Below are 9,684 nucleotides of genomic sequence, written 5' to 3'. Positions count from 1 at the left end.
GGGGAGGGCCCAGCATGGCACGGCCGGGGTGACAAACACCCTGGCCGGCGGACCCGCTGGTGGGTCATGGAGTGGAGCACCGGCGCACAAACGCGTAAACAAGCGCGTCTTGCAGGGAGAAGGTACTGAATGAAGACGTTCCTCGTGGTCAACCCGCGCAGCGCCAACGGGCAGACGGGGAAGCGATGGGTGGAGATCTCCGCGCAGGTGGGCCGGGTGCTCGGCGAGTTCGGGCACGGCTTCACCAGCGGCGGCATGGATGCGGCGCGGCTGGCGCGGCAGGCCATCGATGATGGGTATGAGTGCATCGTCGCGGTCGGCGGCGACGGCACCCTCAACGAGGTCACCAACGGCTTCTTCCGTGACGGTCAGGTCATCAACCCCCAGGCGGCGCTGGGCCTGGTGCCCCGGGGCACCGGTGGCGACTTCCGCCGCACGTTCGGGTGGGACCTGGAGTTGACGTCCGCGCTGGAGCGGCTGCGCACGGAGAAGACGGAGCCCTTCGACGTGGGCCGGCTGGACTTCATCGACAACGACGGCCAGCCCGCCACGCGCTTCTTCGCCAACATCGCCTCGTTCGGCGTGAGCGCGGTGGTGGCGCGCGAGGTGAACGCCGGCAGCAAGGCGCTGGGCGGCCACCTGAGCTTCATGTGGGGCACCGTGAAGGGCCTGGTGAAGTACACCGAGCAGCAGGTGCGCCTGACGTTGGATGACAAGCCGCCGGAGACGGTGAGCGTCACCACCGTGGCCGTGGCCAACGGGCGCTACTTCGGCAGTGGCATGTTCGTCGCCCCCGACGCGCTCACGCACGACGGCGTCTTCGACATCACGCTCTGGTCCAACTACAAGCTGAGCGACTTCGTGCTCAAGTCCAAGGGCGTCTACAACGGCGACCACGTCACCTGGAAGGGCACGCGTCGCTTCCAGTGCCGCACCCTCCACGCCGAATCGGAGACGGGCGACGTGTACCTGGACGTGGATGGTGAGACGCCGGGCCGGCTGCCCTGCACCATGACCATCCTGCCCGGGGCCATCCGCCTCAAGGTGTAGCGGCCGGCCGCGAGTGCCCGCGCGAGGTGTCCTCCACCGGCGCGGTCGCGCCCGGAAGGGGCGAAGGGCGATACCAGCTCGTCTGGCCAATGAGGTTCCGGGAGAAGCCGTCCTCCGCCAGGGGGGCGGCCTCCGCGGCGCCCAGCACCAGGTAGCCGTCGGGGTGCAGCATCCGCCGCACGCGGGCCAGCACCGCGCGCCGGGTGGGCGCGTCCCAGTAGATCATCACGTTGCGCAGGAAGATGACGTCCACCGGGGCCTCCGGGTGGAAGTCGTCCATCAGGTTGAGCGGGCGGAACTCCACCGGCTTGCGCACGTGTTCGTTGAGCCTCCACCCGTCGCGCTCCTGGCGGAAGTAGCGCTGGCGCAAGAGGGGCGTCAGGCCCCGGTGGACCTCGCGCGCGTCGTAGCGGGCTTCGCTCGCGCGTCCCAGGGCGCGGGTGGAGAAGTCGGTGGCGAGGATGCGCACCGTCCAGCCGGTGATGAGCAGCCCCGCTTCCGCCAGCGTCATCGCCACGCTGTAGGGCTCCTGTCCGTAGGCGCACGCCGCGCACCAGATGCGCAACGTGCGCGTCCGGCCTCGCCGCGCCAGCAGGGCGGGCAGCACCGTGGTGCGCAGGGCCTCGAACACGGACGCGTCCCGGAAGAAGGCCGTCTCGTGGTTGGCCAGGGCCTCGGCCAGCCGTTGATGGAGCGGTGTGTTCTCGGGCTGGGCGCGAAGCCGGGCCACCAGCGCGGTGACGTCCGCCACGTGCTCCTCGCGCACGAGCGAGGCGAGCCGCGTCTCCACCAGCGCGTGCGTGTCGTGCTCCAGAACGAGCCCGGACAGCCGCAGCACGCGCTGCCGCAGCCAGGCGAAGTCGTCGTGAAGCAGGGGCATGCTCAAAGCCTCCGTCCGCGCGCTTCCACGCGCCGCACCAGCTCCGCGGCCACGTCGTCCAGCGGCACCACCCCGTCCGCCAGCCCCGCCTGCTCCACCGCGCCGGGCATCCCCCCGATGACACAGGTGGCCTGGTCCTGGACCACCACCTGTCCGCCCGCCTCATCCACGCGACGGCAGCCCCGCAGCCCGTCCTGTCCCATGCCCGTGAGCACCACCGCGAGCACGCCCGGGCCATACACCTCCACCGCCGAGCGGAAGAGCACGTCCACCGCCGGACGGCAGGCATTCTCCGGCGGCCCCTGGTGCGTGAGGATCCGCACGCCGGTGGAATCCGACGAGAGGGCGAGGTGGAAGTCCCCCGGCGCGACCCACACCGAGCCGGGCCTGAGCAGGTCGCCGGACACGGCCTCGCGCACGCGCAGCTTGCTGACGCCCTCCAGCCGCTCCGCGAGCAGCCGCGTGAACAGGGGCGGCATGTGCTGCACGATGAGCACCGGCACCGACAGGTCCGCCGGCAGCGCGGACACGACGCGCACCAGCGCGCCCGGGCCTCCGGTGGACGCGCCGATGACGATGATCTCCACCCGCGCCGGACCCTGCGGCCTTGGCGGATGCGGCCTGGGAAGGAGCGGCGGTCCCCCCGGGGCGCAGGTGTTGCGCACGTGGAGGGCCTTGAGCTTGCGCACCAGCTCGTCGCGCACCGCCTCCACCGTGACGTTCATCCCGCCGGAGGACGTGGGCTTCGTCACGTAGTCGCGCGCCCCCAACGCCAGCGCCTCCAGCGTCAGCACGCCCGCGCGTTCGGTGAGCGCGCTGAACATCACCACCGGCAGCTCCGGCGCGCGTTGCCGCAGGAGCTTCAGCGTCTCCAGTCCATCCAGCTCCGGCATCTCCAGGTCCAACAGCACCACGTCCGGCTGGAACTGCTCCACCTTCGCCAGCGCGATGCGACCGTTGGCCGCGGTGGCGACGACCTCCAGGGCGGGGTCGCTTCCCAGCAGCAACGACACCTGCCGCCGCACCACGGCCGCGTCGTCCACCACCAGGACGCGGATGGTGTTCATGGGAGGTGGCTTCACCGGGCCGCGTGCGCGACCGGGCAGCGGCCCGTCGGGAGGGTGGGGGCCGTATCGCCGCCGTACACCTCGTGCCGGGGCCGGCTCGCGAGGATCGCGCTGGCGCCCCAGTCCGTCACCCGGTGGAAGGCCTCGGACGCGATGAAGGCGTCGAAGCCCTCGCGGCTGTGCCATTCGGAGACGATGAGGTAGCGCCCGGCGGCTCCCACGCTCCGGAACAGCTCCGTCCTCGCATGCGTGGGCAGCGTGCGCATCGCCTCCAGCACGAGCGCGAACTTCTTCTCGAAGGCCTCCGCCTTGCCCTCACGCACTTCGTAGTTCATGCCAATGGTGACCATCCGCCGCCTCCTTCACTCCGGTTCATTCCAACCACACCCGGACGTGACGTCCGCCCTCGTCCAGGTGGAACAACTCCGACGGGCGCAGCCCCGCCGCCACCGCGGTCGCCGCGATGGCCACCGGATCCAACCCCCGCGCCGCCAGCCGCGGCCGCAGGTCCTCTGGCAACAGGTCCTCCAGGTGCGCCGTCACGTCCGCGCGGAAGGTGAGCGCCACCCGCGTGTGCGACCCTTCCGTCACGCGAACGCGCAGGTAGCGCGCGGTGCCCTCCACGTGCGCCTCGGGCGGGAGTGGCGGCGGTGGCAGCCGTGGGGCGCGCGACGCGTCCAGCAGCGGTCCCCACGCGATGGGCGCTTTCAGGACGTCCAGGTGGCGCATCAGCCCGTGGAACGCACGCAACACGAAGAGCAGTGACGCGGGCCCGGCGGCCCGGAAGTTCCAACGGTGCGGCCCCAGCGCTTCGGTGAGCCGCGCGCCCAGGTTCCACCGCTCGACGTGGAACGGGGCGTCCTGGAGGAAGGGCTCCAGCAGCACGCGGCTGACGGCGGGCAGCACCTCCGCCATGGGCTCCAGCAACTCCGGCGTGAAGCCCAGCGTCACCCACGTGGACAACAGCCGCCGTGGATCCGCTTCGGCCCCGGGGGCCCGGAGCAGGGCGATCAGCCGCCCCAGCCCCAGGGGCAGCTCGGGAGGCAGCGGCTTCACGCAGCCGAAGTCGAGCACCCCCAGCGTGGGCCTGCCCTCCGGCCCCCGGATGACGCGGTAGTTGCCGGGATGCGGATCCGCGTGCAGCGCGCCCCAGGTGAAGAGGCCCTGGAGGAACAGCCGCACCAGCGTCGTGGACAGCGCGCGCCGGTCCGCCTCGCTCCAGCGCCGGGCCTCCGCGATGGGCTCCCCGTCCACCCAGGACATCACCAGCAGGTCCTCGCGGGTGAGCGCGTCCACCGGCACGGGGGCCACCACCCCCGGCACATCCGCCATGCGCGCGCCCGCCTCCCGCAGCGCACGGGCCTCGTGGTGGTAGTCCAGCTCCTCCTGGAGCATCTGGGCCAGCTCGCGGCGGTAGGCGGACAGGTCCAGCTTCCCGCGCCAGCCTCCCAGCGGCGCCGCCAGCCAGCCCAGGGCCCGCAGGTCGGCGCGCACCGCGTCCGCGATGCCCGGGTGCCGCAGCTTCACCGCCACCGCGCGCCCGTCATGCAGCACGCCCCGGTGCACCTGGCCCAGCGACGCCGCGATGCCCACGCCGTCGAGCGACCTGAACACCTCCCTCCATGGCCGGCCCAGTCGGCGGGAGACTTCCGCCAGCGCGACCTCGGGTGCGAGTGGGGAGGGCGCCTCCGCGAGCGACCCGAAGCCAGGTGTCTCCGCGCCCAGCTCCGCGAGCGTGAGCACCTGCCCCACCTTCTGCGGCAGTCCGCGCAGCCCGAGGAGCCGCTCGGCCAGCTCGCGCCGCGCGTCTTCTGTCTCCTGGGGTCGGGCGCCGCGCCGCAGCCGCGTGGACGCCCGCGCGACCTGTCCCAGCTCCCACCATCGTTTCAGTCCGGTCCTCACGCGCCTGGGTCCCTGGAGCCGAGCGGTGCGCTACTTCGACCGGTTCTGTTTGTCGGTGGTGTCCACCTGGACGACCAGCCGTTGCAGCGACTGCGCCATGTGGGCCAGCTCCACCGCCGAACGCTGCGTGCGGCCCGCGCCCTCGGTGGTGCTGCGCGCGGCCTCCGCGACGGCGGCCATGTTCTCGGAGATCTGCTGGCTGCCCTTGGCCGCCTCGCCCACGTTGCGCAGGATTTCGCCCGCCGTGGCCGTCTGCTCCTCCACCGACGACGCGATGGACGTCTGCAATTCATTGATGCGGCCGATGGTGGCGCCAATCTCCAGGATGGCGTTGACCACCTCCTCGGTGTCGTCCTGGATGGCGCCAATCTTCTGCCCGATGTCCTCCGTGGCCCGGGCCGTCTCTCGCGCCAGCTCCTTCACCTCGTTGGCCACCACCGCGAAGCCCCGGCCCGCCTCGCCCGCGCGGGCCGCCTCGATGGTCGCGTTGAGTGCCAGCAGGTTGGTCTGCTGCGCGATGGAGGTGATGACCTTGATGACCTTGCCAATCTCCAGGCTGCTCGTGCCCAGCTTGCTGACGACGATGGACGTCTTGTCCGCCAGCAGGACGGCGGACGACGCGACCTTGGCGGCGGTGCTCGCGTTGCGCGCCACCTCGCGGATGTTCGCGTTGACCTCCTCCATGCCGGACGCGACGCTCTGCACGTTGCGGCTCACCTGTTCGGCGCCCGCGGACACCTGGGTGGCCTGCGCCGCGGTCTCCTGCGCGTTGCTCACCATCTGCTGGCTGACGCTGGACAGCTCCTGCGAGGACGCCGCGAGCGTCTGCGAGTGCTGCGTCACCTCCTGGAAGATGCCGCGCAGGGCGGTGTCCAGCTCCTTCTCGCGCTGCTGCACGGCGAGCTTCTCCGTGATGAGCTCCCACGTCACCATGGGGCCCAGGTAGCGGCCCTGGCCGTCGTACACCGCCGTCACCAGCAGGTCCGCGATCTCCGGGCCAATGGGGATGTTCGCGCGCACCGGCAGGTTCTTGTCGTTGGACAAAATCTTCCGCTGGTACGCCGAATCCTTGTGGAAGATGTCGATGGTCGCGCCGAGCACCTTGTCCGCGGTGATGGGCAGGTGCTTCTCCACCCGCTGCAACAGCCGGCGGGAGGCTGGGTTCAGGTAGACGATCTTCAAGTCCTTGTCGGCCACCATCACGCAGGTGGGCGCGTTCTCCAGCATGGCCCTCAGGCGCGCCATCTCCGTGTCCGCGCGCAGCTTCTCCGTGATGTCGTCCCACGTCACCACGTAGCCCGTGAGCTTCCCGCCCCTGCCGACGATGCCGTCGACGCGCGCCTTGAGCGTGACGTCGCCCACGGAGAAGATGGCCTCGTGGGGCAGGGCCGAAGGCGTGTTCAGCCGCGACTCCTCGCGCCGCAACTGGTGCTCGAAGCGGGACAGGAACTCGCCTTCCGTCGCCTCCGCCCCGCCGTCGTGGAGCGAGCCCGACTGCTCGATGCGCTCGATGGCCTCCGTGGACGACGCGTTGACGAAGACCACCTCCAGGCGTTCATCCATCACGAGGACGTTGACCCGCGCCGCGTCGAGCAGGGCTTCGCCCACCGCGCCTGAAAGGGGCGACGCCGCGCGGCTCCGGGTGGAGCGGGGCGCGGGCTGCGCGATGGCGACCTTGCGGCCCTTCACGGGAGCGCGCTTCGCGACGGGCTTGCGCACGGGCTCCTCCTCCTCCAGCGTCCCCATCGCCGCCAGCACCTCGCGGGCGACGGGGCCGGACACGTCCAGCTCGTCCAGCACGGAGGCCAGGTGTTCGGTGACGCGCTCGAAGTGGTGCGGGCGCAGGTTCAGCTCCGCGTGCAGCTCGTGCACCGACGGACCGCGATAGACGCCAGGGCCGCCCAGGTGCTGCGTGAGGTACGCGGCCAACTGGCGCTGGAGGGCGACGAGGTCCGCGCGGCGGAACAAGGGCTTGAGCAGGGCGTCCGTCATCACCCGGGCGTAGAGCTTCTGTACCGCGGCCGTGAGGGCGGCCTTGCCCCCCAGGCGTTGAAAGAGGGTGTTCTTCACGGCGGGCGTGGCGGTGCGGGCCATCAGCGGGACTCCTGGGAGAACGCAGGGAAGGAAGGGGGGGCGGAAGGGCTGGAGGAGGGCGAGAGCCCGTCCACCACCGCGTCCGCGGACAACACCAACAGCAGGCGCTCCGGCAGCGCGTGGACGCCCAGCAACATCGCGCGCAGCGACCCGCGCAGGTTGTCCGGCAGGGGCGCCAGCGCCGCGTCCTCCAGCGGAAGGATGTCGCCAATGGCATCCACGCGCAGGCTCACCGCGCCGTCATCGCCCCGCAGCACGACATGGGGCGCGTCCGCCGGGGCCGCGCCCTCCGGCAATTCCAGACGGCGGCGCAGGTCGATGGCGGGGACGATCTGCCCGCGCAGGTTGAGCAGCCCCGCCACCTCCGGCGGAGCGCCCGGGACGCGCGTGAGCGGGGGCGGCAGGAGGATCTCCTGCACGCGTTCGATGTCCAGGCCGAACAGATGCTCGCCCACGTGGAAGGTGCACAACTGACGCAGGGACTTCATGGCGCACCTCCCGACAGCAGCTCCGGGTGCACGGCGCGCACGGCGCCCTCCACGTCCAGGAACTCGGTGGCGCGGTCCAACACCACCATGGAGCCCAACACCCCCGCACGCCGCGTCTCGCGCTGGAGGGCGACCTCCACCTCCGCGACGTCGAGGATGGCGTCCACCACCAGGCCCACCCGCGTATCCGCGTGCGTGGTGACGACGATGGACAGGGACGCATCCGCCGCGTGCAGCAGGCCCTCGGTGAGTCGCGCCGCTGCGCCGGGCCTCGCCTCCAGCACGGAGGCCACGCGCACCAGGGGCAGCAACTGGCCGTGGTAGCGCGCCAGCTCCATGCCGCCGCTCAGGTGCTCCACCTCGGTGAGGGGCAGCTCCTCCAGCCGCGTCACGCGCGACAGGGGAATGGCCACGCGGCCCTCCGCGCCGGTGCGGCACAGCAGCACCCGTTCGCGCGTGTCCTCCGGGGGAGGCGCCACCGGGGGCGCGGCTTCCGGGACGACGTGGGTGGGCGCCTCGCTGACGGCACCCACGCGGCGGCCCAGGCCCATCGCGTCCAGGATGAGCGCCACGCGCCCGTCGCCCAGCACCGTCGCGCCCGCGTAGCAGTCCAGCCCCTTGAGGTGCTTCCACAGCGGCTTGACGACGATCTCCTCGGTGTCGTGGATGGCGTCCACCCACAGCCCGAAGGTGCGCTCCCCGGCCTGCAACACGACGAGGGTGGCGCCCTCGTCCAGCTTCGGCGCGGCGGGCCCCACGCCCAGCTCCGAGGCCAGCACGACGAGCGGCAGCAGCTCCCCGCGAAGCCGCAGCACGGAGGCGCCCTGGAGGCGGGTGATGTCGCGCCGGGCCTGGTCGGGCTCCAGCCACACCACCTCGCGCAGGCTCGCCTGGGGCAGCGCGTACCGGTCCCCCCGGCAGGTGACGAGGAGCGCGGGGATGATGGCCAGCGTGAGGGGAATCTTCAGCGTGAACGTGGTGCCCTGGCCCTGGCGGCTGTGCACCTCCACGGTGCCGCCAATGCGCTCCACCTGTGTGCGCACCACGTCCATGCCCACGCCCCGCCCGGACAGCGACGTGACGCGCTCCGCGGTGCTGAAGCCCGGCATGAAGATGAGCATCCGCGCATCCAGGTCCGACATCCGCGCGGCCTGGTCGGCCGTCACCAGCCCCTGCTGCACCGCGACCTGCCGCACGCGCTGCACGTCGATGCCCGCGCCGTCGTCGGACATCCCCAGGTGCACGAGCCCGCCCTCGTGCGACGCGCTCAACGTCACGCACCCCACGGGCGGCTTGCCCCGCTGCACGCGCTGCTCGGGCGTCTCCACGCCGTGGTCCACGGCGTTGCGCAAGAGGTGCGTGAGCGGATCATGCAGCGCTTCCACCAGCGTCTTGTCCAGCTCCGTGTCCGCGCCCTGGAGCACCAGCCGCACCTGCTTGCCGCACCCGTGCGCAAGCTCCCGCACGAGCCGGGGGAAGCGGTTCCACACCTGACCCACCGACTGGAGCCGCGTCTTCATCACCACCTGCTGCACCTGCGTGGTGACGACATCCAGGCGCTGCGACGCGGTGGCCAGGTCCGCGCCCGGCGTGGGGCCCGTCGCGCACTGGAGGATGCGGTTGCGCGCCAGCACCAGCTCGCCCATCAGGTTCATCAGCCGGTCGAGCAGCGCCACATCCACCCGCAGCTTGGAGTCCACGCCGGTGGAGGAGCCGCGCCAGGGCAGGATGCCCGGAACGGGCGGCGCCTCCGGGGTCTCCAACGGGACGGAGGCGGCCGTGGCGCCCGCGAGCCGGGCGAGCAACGCGGCGTGGTCCACCGCAGGCTCCATGCCCGTCGCCTCGATGTGCTCCAGCGCCCCGCGCGCCGCGTCCGCCAAGGCCAGCAGCGTGGACACGCGCTCGCGGTCGAGCGTGAGGCGCTTGTCGCGCGCCAGCCCGAGCATCTCCTCGGAGGCGTGCATCAGCCCCTCCAGGCGGGTGAAGCCCAGGAAGCCGCAGGTGCCCTTCACGGTGTGCAGGCTCCGGAACAACTGCGCCAGCAGGGCCTGTGAGCCCGGCTGCGCCTCCAGCTCCAGCACCGTCGCCTCGATGCTCTGCACGTGCTCGCGGGATTCGATCAGGAACTCCCGCATCACGTCGTCCCAACCCGGAGTGTCACTCACGGACAGGGCGTCCCTGGCGCGAAGGCGCGCACGACGGG

At 71.9% G+C, this 9,684-nt stretch carries 8 protein-coding genes; 1 reads left to right on the top strand and 7 read right to left on the bottom strand.

The annotated features are described in order from the left end of the window. Positions 1-129: 129 nt before the first annotated feature. A complete protein-coding gene (locus tag D7V88_RS15405; protein ID WP_120541399.1) occupies positions 130-1,050 on the top strand; it encodes a diacylglycerol/lipid kinase family protein in 921 nt (306 codons plus the stop codon). Here the strand turns inward: D7V88_RS15405 and D7V88_RS15400 are convergent. Genes D7V88_RS15400 through D7V88_RS15370 form a run of 7 tightly spaced genes read right to left on the bottom strand, consistent with a single transcriptional unit; the run spans position 1,040 to position 9,646 of the window. Beyond that, the gene (locus D7V88_RS15400; RefSeq protein ID WP_120541398.1) at positions 1,040-1,930 is read right to left on the bottom strand and encodes a CheR family methyltransferase; all 891 of its coding nucleotides are present in this window, start codon (positions 1,928-1,930) and stop codon (positions 1,040-1,042) included. The two genes, D7V88_RS15405 and D7V88_RS15400, sit on opposite strands and share 11 nt — an antisense overlap. 2 nt (positions 1,931-1,932) lie before the next feature. Further along, positions 1,933-2,997 carry a protein-glutamate methylesterase/protein-glutamine glutaminase gene (locus D7V88_RS15395; protein ID WP_120541397.1) on the bottom strand — a complete coding sequence of 355 codons (1,065 nt, stop codon included), beginning with the start codon at positions 2,995-2,997 and terminating at the stop codon, positions 1,933-1,935. Between the two features lie 11 nt (positions 2,998-3,008). Next, positions 3,009-3,347, bottom strand: a complete 339-nt coding sequence (locus D7V88_RS15390) for an antibiotic biosynthesis monooxygenase family protein (protein ID WP_120541396.1) — start codon at positions 3,345-3,347, stop codon at positions 3,009-3,011. Positions 3,348-3,369: 22 nt separating this feature from the next. Beyond that, a complete protein-coding gene (locus D7V88_RS15385) occupies positions 3,370-4,899 on the bottom strand; it encodes an AarF/UbiB family protein (protein WP_120541395.1) in 1,530 nt (509 codons plus the stop codon). 30 nt (positions 4,900-4,929) lie between these two features. Next, on the bottom strand, positions 4,930-6,993 hold the full coding sequence (locus D7V88_RS15380; protein WP_120541394.1) for a methyl-accepting chemotaxis protein: 2,064 nt from the start codon (positions 6,991-6,993) through the stop codon (positions 4,930-4,932). Beyond that, positions 6,993-7,481, bottom strand: coding sequence for a chemotaxis protein CheW (locus D7V88_RS15375; protein ID WP_120541393.1), 489 nt, complete (start codon positions 7,479-7,481; stop codon positions 6,993-6,995). Before D7V88_RS15375 ends, D7V88_RS15380 begins: the two co-directional genes overlap by 1 nt. Continuing rightward, positions 7,478-9,646, bottom strand: a complete 2,169-nt coding sequence (locus D7V88_RS15370; protein WP_208726301.1) for a chemotaxis protein CheA — start codon at positions 9,644-9,646, stop codon at positions 7,478-7,480. The genes D7V88_RS15375 and D7V88_RS15370 overlap by 4 nt, the downstream gene beginning before the upstream one ends. Positions 9,647-9,684 lie beyond the last annotated feature (38 nt).

This window comes from Corallococcus terminator, assembly GCF_003611635.1.
Lineage (GTDB): Bacteria > Myxococcota > Myxococcia > Myxococcales > Myxococcaceae > Corallococcus > Corallococcus terminator.
Note: the sequence above shows the minus strand (reverse complement) of the source record. Positions and strands in the feature narration are given on the sequence as shown.

Bases quoted from the DNA above. Each gene is read 5' to 3' on its own strand.
- D7V88_RS15400 (WP_120541398.1), bottom strand. From the start codon at position 1,930: ATGCCCCTGCTTCACGACGACTTCGCCTGGCTGCGGCAGCGCGTGCTG.
- D7V88_RS15390 (WP_120541396.1), bottom strand. From the start codon at position 3,347: ATGGTCACCATTGGCATGAACTACGAAGTGCGTGAGGGCAAGGCGGAG.
- D7V88_RS15405 (WP_120541399.1), top strand. From the start codon at position 130: ATGAAGACGTTCCTCGTGGTCAACCCGCGCAGCGCCAACGGGCAGACG.
- D7V88_RS15395 (WP_120541397.1), bottom strand. From the start codon at position 2,997: ATGAACACCATCCGCGTCCTGGTGGTGGACGACGCGGCCGTGGTGCGG.
- D7V88_RS15375 (WP_120541393.1), bottom strand. From the start codon at position 7,481: ATGAAGTCCCTGCGTCAGTTGTGCACCTTCCACGTGGGCGAGCATCTG.
- D7V88_RS15380 (WP_120541394.1), bottom strand. From the start codon at position 6,993: ATGGCCCGCACCGCCACGCCCGCCGTGAAGAACACCCTCTTTCAACGC.